Below are 18,509 nucleotides of genomic sequence, written 5' to 3'. Positions count from 1 at the left end.
CTCATACCTCCATCAGACCGGAAGCAGAGCAATGACAGTTCAGGTTGAATTACCGTGCCCGAAGTGCAAGAGCACCAAGATGAAGTTCGAGCGTCCGGAGATTCGGGAGACGGATATTATCACCTGTGCCGCTTGCGGTCATAACCTCGGCACCATGGCCTCTATCCGAGAGAAGATGAACAAGGCCTACCAGCGGCTGAACCCGCCCTCGGTTCCACGCAAGCTCCAGTGAAGTGGGCCGCTGTCCTGCGGCGGCGTTTCCGGCTTAAACATGTTAAAATTGTGATTACCATTCGGGTTAAAGCTATATAATAAGTATTGCCGTAGTCTCTCTTTCGCGATGGCGCAATTAAACTGCGCGGGTTCGAAGAGGGGTATCATGAAGACGATTTTGGCGGCCGCCGCCGCAAGTTTATTGCTGCAATTTTCTCCCATTGCCGCTCAGGCAGCAACGCTGGTCGCCAATGTCAGCATTGGCAAGCAGACGATGACCGTCACCGAGAACGGCTTCGTCAAGTATCGTTGGAAGGTTTCGACCGCGCGCAACGGCTATGTCACGCCGACCGGTTCGTGGAGCGCCAAGTGGCTGTCGCGCGATCACCGTTCCCGGAAATACGACAATGCACCGATGCCCTACGCGGTGTTCTTCAACGGCGGTTACGCCGTCCATGCCACTTTCGACCTGAAACGCCTGGGCCGGCCGGCCTCGCATGGCTGCGTCCGCCTGCATCCCGACAATGCGGCCGAGTTCTTCTCGCTGGCGCGCCAAGCCGGCCTTGCCAATACCCGTGTGGTGATTACCCGCTGATTTTCTTTTCCAGCTCATCCATATCGGGGACAACGATATGTCGGAAGTTCTCGATATGGATGACGCCGCTCTTGCGCAGCCTAGTCATCTGGCGGCTGACGGTCTCGATCGTCAATCCGAGGAAATCGGCGATCTCGGCGCGTGATAGCGGCAGGTCGAAGGCGGTGCTCGTCGCCGTTTGCGGTTCGACGTGCGTGGCGATGAGGTGAAGCAGGCTTGCGACCTTTTCCTCGGCGGTGCGCCGGCCGAGCGTCAGCATCCATTCGCGCGCGACATCCAGCTCTTTCAGCGCCTGATCGTGCAGGCTGCGCTGCAGCTCCGGCGCCTCCGATATCATACGGTCGAGCAGGTTACGGGGGAAGACACAGATCTCCGTGTCGGTCGCGGCCTCGGCCGACAGCGTGCTTTCACGCACGAAGGGTCTGCCGACGAAATCGGAGGCGAATTGCAGGCCAACGATTTGCTGGCGTCCGTCCGGCATCACCTTGCAGAGCTTTACCACTCCGCGCATGATGTTCGAGTAGAACGAGCTTTCCGACCCTTGAGCGATGATCTCTGTGCCGGCATCGACCTTGCGGCGCAGCGAGTGGCGGCCGAGCTCCCGGAGCTGGCGGCTGGACAGGGCGCCGCAGACGACGCCGTGCCGCGCCTGGCAGGAGCGGCAAGCGACGGGCGTGCCGGCCTCGGGAATCTCACTGCGTGCGACGTCCATCTCCTGATCCCTTCGAAATCCGCGTTTGCCCGCGCGGTATAACCGAGACGATTACGCCGCGATTACTGGTTCGGCTATCCCGATTTCTTCCAGCGCGACTTGATGATTATCGATTTCGCCGGGATCGCGATTTGATCCAGATCAAAGTTTCGGTAGCCTGGCTCTCGTTGGAAGTACCCGCGCCGAGGCGCGCCGGTCCGTAGGCCTGATTCGGACGGCTTCTTTACTCTGCTCGAGCCGACGGGGTTTTCTGCAGCGGCATCGCCTCCCGCCTCGGGTGACGGCAAAGGCCGCTTCCATTGCTGTTTAGGCAACACCCAGCCGGCAAATTGCCGCCACGCCCGGATGAAAGCATTGGCTTTTGAAATGGATTTGCCTATGAGGGGTTTAAATCGTCATTTCATGAGGTACAGCGCGTGACCGCTACATTCGATAAAGTTGCCGACATTATTGCAGAAACCAGCGAGATCGATCGTGCGACGATCACGCCGGAGAGCCATACGATCGACGACCTCGGTATCGACAGCCTCGATTTCCTCGACATCGTCTTTGCGATCGACAAGGAATTCGGCATCAAGATCCCGCTCGAAAAGTGGACGCAGGAAGTCAATGAGGGCAAGGTTTCCACCGAAGAATATTTCGTGCTGAAGAACCTCTGCGCCAAGATCGACGAGCTCAAAGCCGCCAAGGCCTGAGCGACATATCAATCTTTTTTGACCGCCCTGCCGCCTTGAATATGGCGGCCGGGCGGTTTCGTTCCTAAGTAGGCGTCACCGGCGGGCGGATCTGGCCTGTCGGGCCGGAGGATCCGAATGCTGCTGGAATATTTCCAGATGATTGACCGCGTCGAAGCGGTGGACCTGAAGAAGGGCACGCTGAAGGCGCGATCCGTCGTGCCGGCCAAGAGCCCCGTCTTTGAGGGCCACTTTCCTGGTATGCCGCTGGTTCCTGGCGTGCTCCTGATCGAAACCATGGCGCAGGCCTCCGGCATGCTGGTGCTTGCCGTGACCAATTTCGCCGCCATGCCCTTCCTGATGACGGTCGACGGGGCCAAGATGCGCACTTTCGTCGAACCGGAAGCCGTGCTCGACATCGAGGCGGTGCTCGAGCACGACGGTTCGGGTTTCGCCGTTACCAAGGCTAAAATCACCAGCGCCGGCAAGAAGGTCTGCGATGCGCAGCTGAAGCTTCGCACCATGCCGTTTTCCGAGGTGCCGCTCGGCGATATCGTGAAGAAACGTGCCGGCGAGATTGGGCTTCTCGAAGCGATCGCGGCGCAGGGAGTGATTGGATGAGCAAGGCTGCAAACGACGTCGTCATCTCTGGTATAGGCATCGTCACCTGTCAGGGCGTCGGCAAGGATGCGCATATCTCGCTGCTTTCGGCGGCAAGCGCGCCCAAGACGATCGTCGAGACCGAGAAGTTCAAGCCCTATCCGGTGCATCCGCTGCCCGAGATCGACTGGTCGCAGCAGATCGCTAAGCGCGGCGATCAGCGCCAGATGGAAAACTGGCAGCGCATCGGTGTCTTCGCCGCGGGCTTGGCACTAGACGATGCCGGTTTCAAGGACGATCTCGAGGCCTGCGGCGCGATGGATATGATCGTGGCGGCCGGCGGCGGCGAGCGCGATATCAATGTCGATACACTGATCGTCGACGAGGCCCTGAAGCGCAACGACCGCGAATTGCTGCTGAACGAGAAGCTGACGACGGAGTTGAGGCCGACGCTGTTCCTCGCCCAGCTTTCCAACCTGCTCGCCGGCAACATCTCGATTGTGCACAAGGTCACAGGCTCGTCGCGCACCTTCATGGGCGAGGAAGCGGCCGGAATCTCAGCCGTCGAGACTGCCTTCTATCGCATCAAATCAGGCGAATCCTCGCATGCGTTGGTCGGCGGCGCCTTCGCGGCGGAGCGGCCGGACATGATCCTGCTCACCGAAGCGATCGGCGCCCATGCGCGCGGCGACTGGGTGCCGCTCTGGTCGCGCAGACCCAGCGACGGCGGCGGCATGATCACCGGCTCGGCAGGCGCCTTCCTGGTGCTCGAATCGCGCCAGCATGCGGAAGCTCGCGGCGCGCATATCTATGCCGTGATCGACGCGGTCGAGGGCGACCGCGGCAACCGCAATGCCGGCAATCTCGAAGCCCGGCTGGAGCGGCTCCTGGCACCGGCCACGGGGCTTGCGACCGAAAGCACGGCGATCTTTTCCGGCTCGACCGGCATGCACGATCTTGCCGCCCGCGAGCGGGCGGTGCTCGAACATCAATTGCCCGACGTTGCGATCCGCGGCTTTAGTGGCGTCACCGGCCATACGATCGAGACGCAGTTCACGCTGGGTCTGGCGCTTGCGGCGCTTGCCGTCGACGGCAAGGCCAAGGTTCCGCCCTTTGACGCCGCCCATGAGGCGCCGATGCGGGCAGGCGCCACCGCCGCCGTCGTGACCGCGGTCGGGCACCAGCGCGGCGAGGGCGTCGCCGTTCTTTCCGCAAATGCGTGAGGAGTGAAAGATATGACAGCTTCCGCTTACAAGGATCACCTTGGCCGTCCGATCGTGGCCGTGACCGGCATGGGTATCATCACCTCGCTCGGTCAGGGCCTCAGCGACAACTGGGCAGCGCTTTCGTCAGGCACGTCGGGCATTCACGAGATCAACCGTTTTCCGACCGAGGGATTGTCGACGCGGATCGCCGGCACCGTCGATTTTATCGGCATCCCGGTACCAAATGCCGTCGAGCGCTCCTACGCTTTCGCCCGCGAAACGACGATCGAGGCGCTGGCCAATGCCGGCCTTTCCGGCGATTTCAACGGCCCGCTGTTCCTTGCCGCCCCGCCGATCGAACCGGAATGGAGCGCGCGTTTCGAGCTTGCCGACCGTTCGCCGGCCTCCGAGCATCCCGGTGATGCCTATGAGCGTTTCCTGACGGCGCTGCGTCAGCGCCCGGACCCGGCCTTCCATGAGGCAGCCCTGTTCGGCGCGATTTCCGAGCGCCTTGCCGACCGGTTCGGCACGCGCGGTCTTCCCGTCACGCTGTCGACCGCCTGCGCCTCCGGCGTCACGGCGATCCAACTCGGCATCGAGGCAATCCGCCAGGGCCGGACGACCCGAGCGCTGACGGTTGCAACCGACGGATCGCTGAGCGCCGAAGCGCTGATCCGCTTCTCGCTACTGTCGGCTCTTTCGACCCAGAACGACCCGCCGACCAAGGCCTCCAAGCCGTTCAGCAAGGATCGCGACGGTTTCGTCATCGCCGAAGGTGCAGCGACGCTGGTGCTGGAATCGCTGGAAGCGGCGGTCGCCCGTGGCGCCAAGGTGCTCGGCATCATGAAGGGCGCCGGCGACAAGGCCGACAGCTTTCACCGCACCCGGTCGTCGCCGGATGGCGGCCCGGCAATCGCGACGATCCGCGCGGCGCTTGCCGATGCCGGCATCGACGAGAGCGGCATCGGCTATATCAATGCCCATGGCACTTCGACGCCCGAGAATGACAAGATGGAATATGGGGCGATGTCGGCCGTCTTCGGCGAACGGATCGTCGGCATCCCGGTTTCGTCGAACAAGTCGATGATCGGTCATACGCTGACGGCGGCGGGTGCTGTCGAGGCGGTGTTCTCGCTGCAGACGATGCTGACCGGCACGTTGCCGCCGACGATCAACTATACCAATCCCGATCCGTCGATCGTTCTCGATGTCGTGCCGAACAAGAAGCGGCAAGCACAGGTTTCAGCCGTGCTTTCTAACTCCTTCGGCTTCGGCGGGCAGAATGCCAGCCTTGTCATGGCGCTCGAACCGGCTTAAGCGGTTCCCGACACATTTTTGAGACGAGATGACGCCGTCTAGGCGAGGGATTTTGCCATGCGCGCTTTGCAACTGATCGATGACCGCAAGCTTGAGATCACCGACCTGCCGGAACCGGACGCGCCTGCAGCCGGGGAGGTGACGCTGCGCGTCAAGGCGGTGGCACTCAACCATATCGATCTCTGGGGCTGGCGCGGCATGGCCTTCGCCAAGCGCAAGATGCCGCTGGTCATCGGTGCGGAGGCTTCCGGTGTCGTGGAATCGATCGGCCCGGGTGTCGCCAACGTGCTGCCCGGCCAGCTCGTCTCGATCTACGGCGCGCGCACCTGCGGCCTCTGCAGCCCATGCCGCGAAGGCCGCGACAATCTCTGCGAACATGTCTCCGGCGTGCACGGCTTCCATCTCGACGGCTTTGCGCAGGAGAAGGTCAACCTTCCCGCGCGCCTGTTGGTGCCGGCTCCTCCCGGCGTCGATGCGATCGGTGCAGCGCTTGCTCCCGTCACCTTCGGGACGGTCGAGCACATGCTGTTCGACAATGCCAAGCTCGAACCCGGCGAAACCATTCTCGTCCATGCCGGCGGCTCCGGCATCGGCACGGCGGCGATCCAGCTTGCCAAGAAGATCGGCTGCACCGTCATCACCACGGTCGGTTCGGACGACAAGATCGAAAAGGCCAGGGCGCTCGGCGCCGATCACGTCATCAACTATCGCACCGACCGTTTCGAAGGCGTGGTGCGCAAGCTCACCAAGAAGAAGGGCGTCGACGTCGTCTTCGAACATGTCGGCAAGGACACCTGGGCAGGCTCGATGCTCTGCATGAAGCGCGGTGGGCGCCTCGTCACTTGCGGCTCGACCTCGGGTGTTTCCACAGAGATGAACCTGATGATGCTGTTCCAGCAGCAATTGAAGCTCTTCGGCTCGTTCGGCTGCCGCATGGAGAACATGGCGAATGCGATGCAGAAGATGGGCCGCGGGCTCGTGCATCCCGTCATCGACACCGAGGTCAGCTTCAGCGATATCGACCGGGCGCTCGAGCGGATGGAATCGCGCCAGATCTTCGGCAAGATCATCCTGAAGATGGATTGAGCCCCAAGTGAAGCTGTTCATCACCCGGATCGTCCTGGCGCTCAGGCACTTCCAGCAGTGGCTGGTGGCGCAGGTGATGTTCGGCTTCCTGAATTTCCTGAAGCTGTTTCCGGCCGATGGCGCGATCCGCTTCGCCGACAGGACGATGCGCCGCCTCGGCCGGCTGACCAGCCGCCACAGACTGATGCTGACCAATCTGCGCAACGCCTTTCCTGAGAAGAGCGAGGCCGAGATCGAAGAGATCGCGCTGGCAAGCTGGGGCAATATGGGCCGGCTTGCGGCCGAATACGTCTTTCTCGACCAGCTGTTCGACTATGACCCCGAAAAACCGGAGCCGGGCAGAGTGGAGGTGTCGGGCATCCCGATCTTCCTCGATCTGCGCGACAATCCGCGCCCCTTCATCGTCTTTACCGGCCATACCGCCAATTTTGAGCTGCTGCCGGTGGCGGGGGCCGCCTTCGGACTTCATGTGACCGTGCTCTTCCGGCCGCCGAACAATCCCTATATCGCCAAGAAGGTCTTCGATTTCAGGAGCGCGCGTATGGGCAAGCTGGTGCCCTCGCATGCCGGCTCCTCCTTCGCGCTCGCCCGTCAGCTGGAAGCAGGCCAAGGCGTGGGCGTGCTAGTCGATCAGAAATTCCGCAAGGGGCTGAAGGGGATCTTCTTCGGGCGCGAGGTCAAGACCAATCCGCTGCTGCCGAAGCTGGTGCGCCAGTTCGACTGCGAGGTCTATCCGGCGCGTTGCATCCGTCTGCCCGGTAATCGCTATCGGCTGGAAATCGAGCCGCGGCTGGACATGCCGCGCGACGCCAGAGGCACTCTCGACCTGCCGGCGGCCGCCCAGTTGCTCAACGACAAGGTGGAAAGCTGGGTGCGGGAATACCCGGAGCAGTGGCTTTGGTATCACGACCGCTGGCAGATCAAGCAGACGCTCAGCTCCTAGACTTTCGGCATCATGCTGCAGAAACGTCCACCCTCATTTATGAGCGGTGAAAAGCGGCAGGTGCTCTCGGATTGAAACTGAGGGCACTTCATGTTACCCGTCACCACCAAGACGCGAATAATATTTACCGTAGGGCGCATTCTACAGCGCCGCGCGACTTTTGGACGCGCAAAGGACGCTGTAGTACTTTGAATTGCTGTATACTTTATTTTTAAATCGATTCCGATTTAAGGATAGAATTATGCAGTGGAGATGATGCGCCGTGAGGTTTCGGACTCGTCTCTTGGGACAGTGGGATGGGAGGCGTTTTGCTGGAGCTTTTTCGAGCTTTTTCCTTGCGTTGCACGCAGATCGAGGATGCCATACGGGTGGGCGACGATCAGCGCGTCACGGCGCTCGACCGGCATGTCGAACCGCTGGTCGAGGCCATCCTCGCCCATCGGGCGGTCAATCTGCTCGAAGTCTACATGCAACTGCAGTTTGTGAGCCACTTGATTAGCCAGGACGCCGACGACAGCGCCAGCGTCACCGAGCACACGACGGTGCTTTCCTATCTGCTCGACCGCTATTTCGGCACACATGGCCCAGACTGGCGCGTGCCTTCGCCGCAGGACGTGCGTATCGAGCCGCCGGCAGCCTATGTGCCGGATACCGACAACGGTCAGTTTCTCAATGCTGCGATCCTCGAAACCCTGCCGGACCGCGTCGCGGTGCTGACACGGGATTACCGCTACCTCTATTCCAATCCAGCCAACTGCGCCGATCTCGACAAGAAGCCGATGGAACTCATCGGACGGCACCTTTCCGAATTCATCGGAGAGGAGCTGTTTGCCGCGTGCGCCAAATACAAGCTCGACGCCTGCTTTGCCGGTGAGCAGGTCGACTATGCCTATGAGTGCCCGGGCGGCGGTGCCGGATCGGGGCAGGTGCGCTGTCGCATGTCGCCGTTGCGCGATGCGGGTGGTACGGTGATCGGCGCGCTGCTCGTCATGGAGGATATCGATCGGCAGCGGCCAGCTGGCTGATCCATCGGCTGCCCACGACCAGCCAGCCGCCTTCAGGCCGTCGCCCAGACGGCGAGTTCATACCCGTCGCGGTCGAGGAAGTGGAAGCGGCGGCCGCCGGGAAAATCGGTGATCGGCCGGACGATCGTGCCGCCAGCCCTCTCGACCGACGTCAGCACGTCTTCGAGATCCCTGGCATAGACGACAACAAGCGGGCCGCCCGGCCGCACGGGTCCGTAATCGGTGAAGCCGCCTTTCAGCCGGCCATCGTCGAATTCGCAGTAGTTCGGGCCGTAGTCGGTGAAACGCCAGCCGAAGGCCGAGCCGTAGAAGGCTTTGGCGGCGGCGATGTCGGCGACGTTGAATTCGACATAATCGATGCGGCGATCGTGGTTTTCTGACTTCTCGGCCATCTATCTCTCCATCAGGGCTTTAAGCATGGCGAGATCCTTCTCGACATGGGCGGCATCGGCTGAAAACTGCGCATCGGTCATGCCGGGCAGGCGCAACAGCGTAAACATGACCTCGCAGCCATCGCCGTTCGGCACGATGCGCAGCGCATTATAGACCCTGAGGCCAGATTCGATCGTCACCGTGTGGTCGATCACGCCGAATTCATTGGTGGGCACGAAGCTCACCTTGACGGTGCCCAGCGCGCCATGGGCAATCCAGTCGGCGCCGTTTGGCACGAGGCCGCTCGCAAGTCCGGAGGCCCAGAGCGGCATGTTCTCCGGCTTGCCGGCGAAATCATAGACGTCGCGCCAGTCGCGCTCGATCGATTGGTGGATGATTTTCGCAGGCATCGTCGACATGGCTTGCAGGTCCTTGGCATTTGGTCTGGCTGTAATAACAGGCCGATCCGCGGCGTCTTGAACAAAACGGTCAGCTTGGCCTTTTCGAGATGCTGAGCTGGCCGAGAACGACGGCGGGTGTCAGGCTAGAGAACTCGCCGACCTCGCGCGTCATGTGGGCCTGATCGGCAAAGCCCGCTTCGAGTGCGAGGCTGGCAAGCGGCATCGTGTCCGAGCTGCGGCAGAAGTCGAGGAAACGCTGGAATCGGCGGATCCGTTCCAGCGTCTTCGCGCCATAGCCGAAATGATGGTGGCAGCGGCGGCGTAACTGCCTTTCGCTCATGCCAAGCCGGCCAAACAGACCGGATGCCGGGCGACCGCTGTCGGCGGCGGTGAAGATAATGGCGGCATCCCGGGCAGGTTCGTCCTCATCGCGGATGGCCTCTTCCAGCAAGCGGCCAAACAGCGCCATGGCGACCGAAGGATCGCGACATTCGCCAAGCCGCGCCTCGAATTCGGCCGCGTCCTTCCGGCCGATGTCAGCAAGAGGCACCGAGCAGCCGACAAGCGCCGAAAGCGGCGTCTTCAACCACGGTGCCGCGGCGCCCGGCGCAAAACGTGCGCCGATGACCGTCGCGCCAGGCCGGAGGACGGGAAAGGCCGCTGTCCTGTCGGGACCGGCGACAACCAGCCGGCCATCGATCCAAAGGAGATCGCAATAACCGTCCGGCACGATCGCCACCATTGCCGGTGGTCCGTCATGGAACGCATGCGACCAGAGCCGGCTGAAATGGCGCCGCAGCGGCGGCGGTGGCGCACATTCGCGGTAGCGGCCGGCGCGGGCCGCGAGCAGAGCCGTATCTTTTCGTTTTTCCGAGACCAACGCGATATCTCCCGAAATGTGGATGATACCATCAGATAGGGCATCAAGGGCAGGGCGCGAGAAAACTTGGTTGCCGATGAGCCGGCGCAAGCGGTTGTCGGACAAGCCGGGATATTGCAAGCTTCATTTCATTGGCTTTTGCGAACCGATTAGACCCTTGCGAGACTTGCCGTTTGACCGAGACAGTGCCACAACACCGGTCCAAATGACACATCGGAGGTTTGTCGTGGAAAAGGCAGAAATTGGACTGATCGGTCTTGCGGTCATGGGCTCCAACCTGGCGCTCAACATCGCCGAGAAAGGCAATAAAATTGCGGTCTTCAACCGTACGCCTGAGAAAACCGACGAATTCTACGAAAGCGCCGGCGATCTGAAAAAACAGATCATTCCGTGCAAGACCATCGAAGAGTTCGTCGATGCGATCCGGCCGCCGCGCCCGATCATCATCATGATCAAGGCGGGCGATCCCGTTGACCAACAGATGGAGTTGCTGCGCCCGCATCTGTCCAAGGGCGACATCATGATCGATGCCGGCAACGCCAATTTCCGCGACACCGTCGCCCGCTTCGACCGCTTGAAGAATACCGATCTGACCTTCATCGGCATGGGTGTTTCCGGCGGCGAGGAAGGTGCGCGCCACGGCCCGTCGATCATGGTCGGCGGCACGGAGGAATCCTGGACGCGCGTCGAGAAGGTGCTGACCTCGATCGCCGCCCGCTACAATGACGAGCCCTGTGTCGCCTGGCTCGGCAATGACGGCGCCGGCCATTTCGTCAAGACCATCCATAACGGTATCGAATACGCCGATATGCAGATGATCGCCGAAATCTACGGCATCCTGCGCGACGGCCTCGGCAAGACTGCCTCCGACATCTCCGGCATCTTCGGCGAGTGGAACAAGGGCCGCCTGAACTCCTACCTGATCGAGATTTCCGAGAAGGTGCTTGCCGCCACCGATCCGGTTTCCGGCGGGCCGATGGTCGACATGATCCTCGACAAGGCTGGTCAGAAGGGCACCGGCAAGTGGTCGGCGATCGAGGCGCAGAACATGGGCATTCCGGCGACGGCGATCGAAGCCGCAGTCGCTGCCCGCAGCCTCTCCTCGATGAAGTCGCAGCGCGAAGCCGCCGAAAAGATCTTCGGCAAGCAGGCGGTATCCTTCCCGATCGCTTACGGCCCCGAGCTCAACAAGGATCTGGAGCTGGCGCTGTTTGCCGCCAAGATCGGCGCCTATGCGCAGGGCTTCGCGGTAATGGCGGAAGCGTCGCGCGAGTTCAACTGGTCGCTGCCGATGCCGACGATTGCCAGGATCTGGCGCGCCGGCTGCATCATCCGCTCGCAGTTCCTCGATGAGATCACCTCGGCCTTCACCAAGGCGCCCGACGCAGCAAACCTGATCGTCACGCCGGCCTTCTCCGACATGGTCAAGGAATCGATCCCGGCGCTGCGCCGTGTCGTCACAGCTGCCATTTCGGCAGGCCTGCCGGTGCCGGCGCTGTCCTCGGCACTCACCTATTTCGACGCCTATCGCCAGGGCAGGGGAACCGCCAACCTCATCCAGGCCCAGCGCGATTTCTTCGGCGCCCACGGCTTCGACCGCCTGGATGGCAAGGATTTCCACCACGGCCCCTGGGGCAGCGGTGCCTCGACTTTCTAAGGTTTGCTGAGACGACATCAACGAAGAGCCCGGCCGTCGCGCCGGGCTTTTTCGTGGTTTGAGCCGCTCCGGCGGCGAGCCGTCCGAAAGAGGCCGACGGCGGTGCTGAACCCGGAAGGGCAGGTCTTGGCGCAACTGCCGCTGGACGAACCCGGCTTGCTGGCCTTCGACTTTCCTTGCATAGAATCTGCGAGCGATCAGGATGAGGAATTGACCGAGATGCTTATCCGATATGAAACGCTGGCGGATATCGGTGCGATCCACGATCTGACATCGATTGCCTCTAAGTCGACGCCTTACAGCGACGGCACGGAGGCGGAGATTGTTCGGAGGCTTCGCGCGGCAGGCGATCTGACGATATCGCTGGTTGCTGAAGAAGAAGGCGAGATTCTGGGGCATGTCGCGTTTTCGCCGGTGACAATCGACGGTGGGCATGCGGGATGGTTCGGACTGGGCCCGATATCGGTCAAGCCGGAGAGACAGCGGCAGGGCATCGGCAAGGCGCTGATCGCCAGAGGACTGGAATTGCTGGAGGAGATGGCCGCCAGCGGGTGCGCGCTGATCGGCAATCCCGACATCTATAGCCGCGCCGGATTCAGCAGCGACGGGCAACTACGCTATCTCGATGTCGATAGGCGGCTGGTGCAGTGGATTGTCCTTCGCGGGCCGGCGCCGTGCGGGACGCTTCAATTTTCTGCGGCGTTTGAAGGCTAGCGGCTCCGCTCCAACTTCCAGCAGACGGCGACAACATGTCTAAACGGGCGTGATGATCATCCAGACCGAGCGTCTTAGGCTCCGCATGCCCGACAGGGACGATTTCGCCGCCTATGCGCGGCTGATGGCCTCGCCGCGATCGGTTGGAATGGGCGGGCCGTTTGATCTGCGCGCGGCCTGGGGAATGTTCTGTCACGACGTGGCGCTCTGGCAGCTTTTCGGGCACGGGGCGCTGATGATCGACGTTGCCGAGCCCGGCGAATGCGTCGGGCAGGTCGGGATCAATCATGGGCCGCTCTTTCCGGAAAGGGAACTGGGATGGTTCGTCTATGAGGGCTATGAGGGCAGAGGCTATGCGACCGAAGCGGCCCTGGCGTTACGGGACTGGGCCTTTGCAAGCCTGGGTCTGCCGTCGCTCGTCAGCTATATCGCTCCCGGCAATGCCGCTTCGATTGCCGTTACGGAGCGGCTGGGCGGGCGTCTCGATCTGACTGCACCCCGGACTGATCCCGCGGACCTCGTTTATCGTCATCTCGCGTCCTGAGAAAATGGTCATAGGAACGGCGCTTGGCGGCAGACGTCTCCGTTCTTACATGTTGATCGGTTAGCAAGCGGTGCCGCAAGACAATGGGGATGCCTGATGACGGAGACGAAGCGGGAGCACTGGGACGAGGTCTACCGCACCAAAGCTGCCGACAGCGTCAGCTGGTATCAGCCGACGCCCGAGCCTTCCTTGCGGGCGCTTGACGAGTTGCGGTTGCCGGTTTCGGCCTCGCTGATCGATGTGGGCGGCGGTGCATCGAGCCTTGTCGACCGGCTTGTCGAGCGCGGATGGTCCGATCTCACCGTTCTCGATATCGCCGCGCCGGCGCTCGACCTCGCCAAGGCACGGCTGGGGGACGAGACCGCCCGCGTCGCCTGGGTGATTGATGATGTCACCGCATGGAGACCGGAGCGCCAGTACGACGTGTGGCACGACCGCGCCGTCTTTCACTTCCTCACCGAGCCCGAGCAGCGGCTGGCTTATCGCCACGCGCTCGAAATCGGCACGGCGTCGGGCAGCGCCGTGATCATCGCCACCTTCGCACCGGACGGGCCGGAACGGTGCAGTGGTTTGCCGGTCCAACGTTACGACGCGGCCGCGCTTGCGGGTGAATTCTCGTCTGCCTTCGCGCCTCAGCGCGACTGGCGCGAGGAGCACACGACACCCGGCGGCCGCTGGCAGTCGTTCCAGTGGTGCGTCTTTCGCAGGCGCTGAGCTCTGACTGGCCTATAGCTGGCGTCCGGCGCTGTGTCAGGCAGCCCGACCGGCGCGCGCCAGGCCGTGATCGATGAGCCTCTCGATGATCTCGGCGTAGCCGACGCCGCTTGCCGCCATCGCCTTGGAATACATGCTGATATTGGTAAAGCCGGGGATGGTGTTGATCTCATTGACGAGGAACTGCATGTCGTCCGTCAGGAAAAAGTCGACGCGGGCCATGCCGTCGCAGCCGACCGCCCGGAAGGCCCTTGCGGCCATGTCGCGCATGGCAGCCTCGACATCCTCAGGCAGTTCGGCCGGGACTTTCAGCGCCGCGCCCTTCTCGTCGATATATTTGGCTTCGTAGCTGTAGAAGCCGTGGCTTTCGGCCGGCACGATCTCGCCCGGCCGGGAGACGAAGAGTTCGCCTGCCGCATCCTCCAGCACGCTGAATTCGATCTCGCGGCCGGCAACGAACTCCTCGGCGAGCAGTATCCGATCGTGGCGGAAGGCCTCGGCAAGAGCGCCCGCGAATTCTTGGCTGGCATGAACCTTGGCGACGCCGACCGACGATCCCTGCCGCGCCGGCTTGATGAACAGCGGCAGGCCCAATTCGCCTTCGAGCGCGGCAAGCGATGGAGCCGCGTCCTCCCGGATCGCCACCGCGCGCGCCACCGGCAGACCCGCCGCCTTCAGCAGACGCTTGGCGATGTCCTTGTCTAGCGCTGCGGCCGAGCCGAGGATGCCGCAGCCGGCGAGTGGAACGCGCGCCACCTCCGCCAGACCCTGCACCGATCCGTCTTCGCCATGCAGGCCGTGCAGCACGGGAAACAGGATGTCGATCCCCGGCAATTCATGCGGCGCCCCATGGGCCGGGATTGCCAGCATCCGGCCCTTTCCGCCCGGAACGAGGCAGATTTCGACGCCTGATGACGGTGTCGCTAGTATGCCGCCCTCGAAATTGCTCATCAGCCATTGTCCCTCCCGGGTGATGAAAACGGGGATGGCGTCATATTTTTCGGGCTTGAGCGCGCCCATGACGTTGGTTGCCGAAAGGATGGAAACCTCATGCTCGGCCGAGCGGCCGCCGAAGAGCACGGCGATGCGCAGCCTGTTTGGGGAAGGGGTCATGCAAGCCTCCGAAGCGATCTGGTGTTGAAAAGGTCAGGCGTCGACAGATATGCCGCGATTGGCGAAGAAGCAGTCGAAGAGGGCGAGCGGCAGCGTCACATCGGCCTGGCTCGCCTCGTCATGGCCGGACGGGTTGTGGAAGCGGATCGTCTCGTCGCTTGCTGACGTCACCAGCACCAGATGGCCGCCCTTCGATGGTGGCTGACGCTCCGGCCAGCGGATGCCCGAATGCACCGAGGCGATGAAGAAGCGCCGTTTCGATAGAAGCTCCGGAATGGCCGGTGTCTCGACGCCTGTCATCGTCTCCGCACTCAGCGCGAATCGGTCAGCGGCGAAGCGGACGAAGGGTGCGTAGATCAGCCCCTTGATCGAGGCATCGATCTCGTTGACGACATAACCGCCATAGGCCGTGCAGGCGCGGGCAAGCTCGAGGGTCGGATGGATCTCGCCGCGGGCGGCAAGCATCATCTTCAGGCAGGCCATGCCGCAGACATTGACCGCCCAGCGCGCATATTCCTCGATCGTGCCGGCGCCCGAACGGCGCCAGAGCGGATCACGCAACAGGGCCTGCGATCCCTCAGCAAGCACCGGCAGCGTCATGCCAGGTGTTTCCCATTGGCTGAAATAGGGCACGCCGCTCGGCTGCATTCTGTCGATCTCCCTGACACGCTGGTGAGATGGCAGGCAATCTTGGCTTTTTTCGAGGCGATGCCGCGCTTGCGATCAGCGCGGTGAAGTCCGTGGGAGAGCTGAGATCATTGCGCGGCTGGAACCGATTTGGACCGCCGAAGATGAGTTTTCCGGCGTCAGCCGGGAAGTCCGACGGGTCGCGCTTCTCAATCCGTGCTATTTCCCGCTTTCCGGCCAGATCGGCTGGCTGATGCTCTGCAGCAGTTCCGGTTCGACGCCGTCGATGCGGGCGATGACGGCTTTGGCCATTTCGCGGCCAGCCTGGCGCACGTCTTCCTGTACAGTGATGATCTCGGGGCGGATCCAGTTCAGGATCGGCACCGATTGCTTCGACACCATGTCGAGATCGCGGCCGAGCGCCTTGCCGGCAGCCTCGATGCCGGCATTGACGGCAATCGCCGCGCTGCCGGCCGAACAGACGATGCCGTCAGGGGCGTTTTCCGAGCGCATCATCACTTCGACGACGTCGCGGATATCGGCAAGCGGCGCATCGCTGTTGATACGCAGCGGCACTTCCTCGGCGCCGTAATCGTGCAGGCCGGTCTGGAAGCCGATGCGGATGTGGGCGTAATAGGTGAGCTTGCTTGGCGGCTGCAACAGGGCGATGCGGCGTCGGCCGCGCTTGACGAGCCGTTCCACCGCCTGGTGGGCGAAGGCTTCGTTGTTGAAATCGTGGAAGGGGTGGGTGAGACCCGCATCGGTGCGCCCATGCGTGGCGAAGGGCATGCCGCGCTCGGTCAGCAGACGCACGCGCGGATCGTCCGGCTCGATGCGCGAGATGATGACGCCGTCGGCCGAACCGGTATCGAGGATGTAGCGCACCGGCAGCATCGGATCCTTGCTGTGGGAATGCGGCGTGACAACGATATGATAGGGTGTGCCGGACAGGACCTCGGAAATGCCGAAGACCATCTGGCTCGAAAAGCCCATGATCTCTTCATCAATGCTGAGGACGAGGGCGATGACGTTGGTCTTGCCAGTGCGCAGGCGCACACCGGCCCTGTTCGGCTGGTAGCCGAGTTGGCGGGCGACCATGCGCACCCGCTCCTTGGTCTCCCCTCCGATGTCAGGCGCATCCTTCAGGGCGCGCGATACCGTCGTCACGCCGAGACCGGTCATGAAGGCGATCGTCTTCAACGTCGGGCGCTCGCGCGCCGTCGGCGTCGATACCGCTTGCCCGAAATTTCCCTTGTTTTCCATCCCTGTAGGCCTGCCTCGCGCGAATTGGTGTCGCTTATAGAGGCTTTTTCAAGCGCCGTAAGCCCGCCGCCTGCCAAAATCGCGCCTCCCTAAGGAATGCAATCTGTAACGATACAGTAGAAATGTCGAGGGCTTTTTCTTGTGTGCTTTGCAGCATTGTACGCATAGGTTGAATCCGTCGCTCAAGCTTTGTTTTTTTGCGCTTGCGAAAGGAATAAGGCGAAAGAAAAACCGATTGGCAAAATTTTCTCTGTGTTTTCATTGTGATAATCTGACTGCTCGATTCCGAGGGCGCATGACAAGATGCCGGCTTTAAGCTAATGACCGTCCGACCAGAAACAGGCACAAGTAGCAATTCCGCCTGTCGTGGAAAAATTTGCAGGCGGACGGTTGCGTGCTGAAATCGATTGATCTAAGTTTTTCCGGCAACGTTTCAGTGAGGGAGGAAAACTCATGAAAATCCGTATTATGGCAGCAATGCTTGCCGCTTCGGTCGCGCTTCCGTTCGGAGCCGCCAACGCCACCGATCTCGAAGTCACGCATTGGTGGACATCAGGTGGCGAATCGGCCGCCGTCGCCGAGCTGGCTAAGGCATTCGACGCCACCGGCAACCACTGGGTCGACGGCGCAATCGCCGGTTCCGGCGGCACTGCCCGTCCGATCATGATCAGCCGCATCACCGGCGGCGACCCGATGGGCGCCACGCAGTTCAACCATGGCCGCCAGGCTGAGGAACTCGTCCAGGCCGGCCTGATGCGCGACCTGACCGACGTGGCGACCGCAGAGCACTGGAAGGACATCATCCGTCCGGCGAGCCTGCTCGATTCCTGCACCATCGACGGCAAGATCTATTGCGCGCCCGTCAACATCCACTCCTGGCAGTGGCTGTGGCTTTCGAATGCCGCCTTCAAGAAGGCCGGCGTCGAGGTTCCGAAGAACTGGGACGAGTTCGTCGCTTCCGCTCCGGCTCTCGAAAAGGCCGGCATCATTCCGCTCGCCGTCGGCGGTCAGCCGTGGCAGGCGACAGGCGCGTTCGACGTGCTGATGGTTGCGGTTGCCGGCAAGGATACCTTCAACAAGGTCTTCAAGGACAAGGACGCGAAGGTTGCTGCCGGTCCTGAAATCGCCAAGGTCTTCAAGGCGGCCGACGATGCGCGGCGCATGGCCAAAGGCAGCAACGTCCAGGACTGGAACCAGGCCACCAACCTCGTCATCACAGGCAAGGCCGGCGGTCAGATCATGGGCGACTGGGCGCAGGGTGAATTCGCGCTCGCCGGTCAGAAGGCCGGTACCGATTATACCTGCCTGCCGGGCCTCGGCGTCAACGAGATCATCTCGACCGGCGGCGACGCCTTCTATTTCCCGCTGCTGAAGGACGCCGAAAAGTCCAAGGCGCAGGCCGTGCTTGCCAAGACCTTGCTCGATCCCAAGACCCAGGTTGCCTTCAACCTGAAGAAGGGTTCGCTGCCGGTTCGCGGCGACGTCGATCTCGCCGCCGCCAACGATTGCATGAAGAAGGGTCTCGAAATCCTGGCCAAGGGCAACGTGATCGAGGGCACCGACCAGTTGCTTTCGGCAGACAGCCAGAAGCAGAAGGAAGACCTCTTCTCCGAATTCTTCGCCAATCCGTCGATGACGCCTGAGGACGCTCAGAAGCGTTTTGCTGGGATCATCGCTTCGGCTGATTGATCGCTAGATTCGCCGCCTTTGCGATCCGGCTTCTCAAGAGCCGGATCGTGTCCCCGGACTGATGTTCGGCTGGCGGCGTCTTTCCGGCATCCCCGGCAAATCCCGGGGGCAGGGATGGGCAGACGGGCCAGGCTTGTTCTGTCACCGGTCGCAGTTGCGATTTGA

21 protein-coding genes are annotated in these 18,509 nt (G+C 62.1%); 14 read left to right on the top strand and 7 right to left on the bottom strand.

Going from position 1 to position 18,509, the window contains the following annotated elements:
* The first annotated feature begins 31 nt into the window (after positions 1-31).
* Positions 32-232: a hypothetical protein gene (locus HJB84_RS24770; protein ID WP_207580794.1), complete on the top strand. Its 201-nt coding sequence runs from the start codon at positions 32-34 to the stop codon at positions 230-232.
* Between the two features lie 147 nt (positions 233-379).
* Positions 380-808, top strand: a complete 429-nt coding sequence (locus HJB84_RS24765) for a L,D-transpeptidase (protein ID WP_207580793.1) — start codon at positions 380-382, stop codon at positions 806-808.
* Here HJB84_RS24765 and HJB84_RS24760 read toward each other — a convergent pair.
* Positions 798-1,520: a Crp/Fnr family transcriptional regulator gene (locus tag HJB84_RS24760; protein WP_221117167.1), complete on the bottom strand. Its 723-nt coding sequence runs from the start codon at positions 1,518-1,520 to the stop codon at positions 798-800. The two genes, HJB84_RS24765 and HJB84_RS24760, sit on opposite strands and share 11 nt — an antisense overlap.
* A gap of 416 nt (positions 1,521-1,936) precedes the next feature.
* On the opposite strand from HJB84_RS24760, the gene HJB84_RS24755 reads away from it, so the two are divergent.
* From HJB84_RS24755 to HJB84_RS24725, 7 genes are all read left to right on the top strand, one after another.
* The gene (locus HJB84_RS24755; RefSeq protein WP_003540486.1) at positions 1,937-2,215 is read left to right on the top strand and encodes an acyl carrier protein; all 279 of its coding nucleotides are present in this window, start codon (positions 1,937-1,939) and stop codon (positions 2,213-2,215) included.
* Positions 2,216-2,332: 117 nt separating this feature from the next.
* On the top strand, positions 2,333-2,815 hold the full coding sequence (locus HJB84_RS24750; RefSeq protein ID WP_049731880.1) for a 3-hydroxyacyl-ACP dehydratase FabZ family protein: 483 nt from the start codon (positions 2,333-2,335) through the stop codon (positions 2,813-2,815).
* Positions 2,812-4,017, top strand: coding sequence for a beta-ketoacyl-ACP synthase (locus HJB84_RS24745; protein ID WP_221117166.1), 1,206 nt, complete (start codon positions 2,812-2,814; stop codon positions 4,015-4,017). Before HJB84_RS24750 ends, HJB84_RS24745 begins: the two co-directional genes overlap by 4 nt.
* A 12-nt stretch (positions 4,018-4,029) precedes the next feature.
* Positions 4,030-5,316: a beta-ketoacyl-ACP synthase gene (locus tag HJB84_RS24740; RefSeq protein WP_207580790.1), complete on the top strand. Its 1,287-nt coding sequence runs from the start codon at positions 4,030-4,032 to the stop codon at positions 5,314-5,316.
* A 57-nt stretch (positions 5,317-5,373) separates the two neighbouring features.
* Positions 5,374-6,402 (top strand): zinc-binding dehydrogenase, encoded by a 1,029-nt coding sequence (locus HJB84_RS24735; RefSeq protein WP_207580789.1) that lies wholly within the window; start codon positions 5,374-5,376, stop codon positions 6,400-6,402.
* 7 nt (positions 6,403-6,409) lie between these two features.
* On the top strand, positions 6,410-7,345 hold the full coding sequence (locus tag HJB84_RS24730; RefSeq protein ID WP_221117165.1) for a lipid A biosynthesis lauroyl acyltransferase: 936 nt from the start codon (positions 6,410-6,412) through the stop codon (positions 7,343-7,345).
* A gap of 308 nt (positions 7,346-7,653) precedes the next feature.
* Positions 7,654-8,370 (top strand): PAS domain-containing protein, encoded by a 717-nt coding sequence (locus tag HJB84_RS24725; protein WP_221117175.1) that lies wholly within the window; start codon positions 7,654-7,656, stop codon positions 8,368-8,370.
* Positions 8,371-8,402: 32 nt separating this feature from the next.
* Here HJB84_RS24725 and HJB84_RS24720 read toward each other — a convergent pair whose 3' ends face one another.
* From HJB84_RS24720 to HJB84_RS24710, 3 genes are all read right to left on the bottom strand, one after another.
* Complete coding sequence (locus tag HJB84_RS24720; RefSeq protein WP_207580787.1) at positions 8,403-8,762, bottom strand: VOC family protein; 360 nt, start codon at positions 8,760-8,762, stop codon at positions 8,403-8,405.
* The gene (locus tag HJB84_RS24715) at positions 8,763-9,161 is read right to left on the bottom strand and encodes an SRPBCC family protein (RefSeq protein ID WP_164012302.1); all 399 of its coding nucleotides are present in this window, start codon (positions 9,159-9,161) and stop codon (positions 8,763-8,765) included.
* Positions 9,162-9,231: 70 nt separating this feature from the next.
* A complete protein-coding gene (locus tag HJB84_RS24710) occupies positions 9,232-10,023 on the bottom strand; it encodes a helix-turn-helix domain-containing protein (RefSeq protein ID WP_207580786.1) in 792 nt (263 codons plus the stop codon).
* 205 nt (positions 10,024-10,228) lie between these two features.
* Here HJB84_RS24710 and gndA point away from each other — a divergent pair, with 205 nt between their 5' ends.
* The 4 genes from gndA (at position 10,229) to HJB84_RS24690 (ending at position 13,652) form a co-directional block, all read left to right on the top strand.
* Positions 10,229-11,680, top strand: coding sequence for an NADP-dependent phosphogluconate dehydrogenase (gene gndA, locus HJB84_RS24705; protein ID WP_207580785.1), 1,452 nt, complete (start codon positions 10,229-10,231; stop codon positions 11,678-11,680).
* Positions 11,681-11,899: 219 nt separating this feature from the next.
* Positions 11,900-12,394 (top strand): GNAT family N-acetyltransferase, encoded by a 495-nt coding sequence (locus HJB84_RS24700; RefSeq protein WP_221117174.1) that lies wholly within the window; start codon positions 11,900-11,902, stop codon positions 12,392-12,394.
* 52 nt (positions 12,395-12,446) lie between these two features.
* The gene (locus HJB84_RS24695) at positions 12,447-12,938 is read left to right on the top strand and encodes a GNAT family N-acetyltransferase (RefSeq protein ID WP_221117164.1); all 492 of its coding nucleotides are present in this window, start codon (positions 12,447-12,449) and stop codon (positions 12,936-12,938) included.
* A gap of 96 nt (positions 12,939-13,034) precedes the next feature.
* Positions 13,035-13,652, top strand: a complete 618-nt coding sequence (locus HJB84_RS24690) for a class I SAM-dependent methyltransferase (RefSeq protein WP_207580783.1) — start codon at positions 13,035-13,037, stop codon at positions 13,650-13,652.
* Positions 13,653-13,688: 36 nt separating this feature from the next.
* Here the strand turns inward: HJB84_RS24690 and HJB84_RS24685 are convergent, their stop codons facing one another.
* The 3 genes from HJB84_RS24685 to HJB84_RS24675 all read right to left on the bottom strand — a co-directional run bounded on the left by HJB84_RS24685 (position 13,689) and on the right by HJB84_RS24675 (position 16,655).
* Positions 13,689-14,765 carry a D-alanine--D-alanine ligase family protein gene (locus tag HJB84_RS24685; protein ID WP_221117163.1) on the bottom strand — a complete coding sequence of 359 codons (1,077 nt, stop codon included), beginning with the start codon at positions 14,763-14,765 and terminating at the stop codon, positions 13,689-13,691.
* Positions 14,766-14,798: 33 nt separating this feature from the next.
* On the bottom strand, positions 14,799-15,413 hold the full coding sequence (locus HJB84_RS24680; protein WP_207580781.1) for a C39 family peptidase: 615 nt from the start codon (positions 15,411-15,413) through the stop codon (positions 14,799-14,801).
* Positions 15,414-15,611: 198 nt separating this feature from the next.
* On the bottom strand, positions 15,612-16,655 hold the full coding sequence (locus tag HJB84_RS24675; RefSeq protein WP_221117162.1) for a LacI family transcriptional regulator: 1,044 nt from the start codon (positions 16,653-16,655) through the stop codon (positions 15,612-15,614).
* Positions 16,656-17,108: 453 nt separating this feature from the next.
* On the opposite strand from HJB84_RS24675, the gene HJB84_RS24670 reads away from it, so the two are divergent.
* On the top strand, positions 17,109-18,344 hold the full coding sequence (locus HJB84_RS24670; RefSeq protein ID WP_207580779.1) for an ABC transporter substrate-binding protein: 1,236 nt from the start codon (positions 17,109-17,111) through the stop codon (positions 18,342-18,344).
* The last annotated feature ends 165 nt before the right edge of the window (positions 18,345-18,509 follow it).

Origin of the sequence: Rhizobium sp. NZLR1b, from assembly GCF_019685155.1 — a bacterium.
Lineage (GTDB): Bacteria > Pseudomonadota > Alphaproteobacteria > Rhizobiales > Rhizobiaceae > Rhizobium.
The sequence above is the reverse complement of the archived record's forward strand: the minus strand, read 5'-3'. Positions and strand labels throughout refer to the sequence as shown.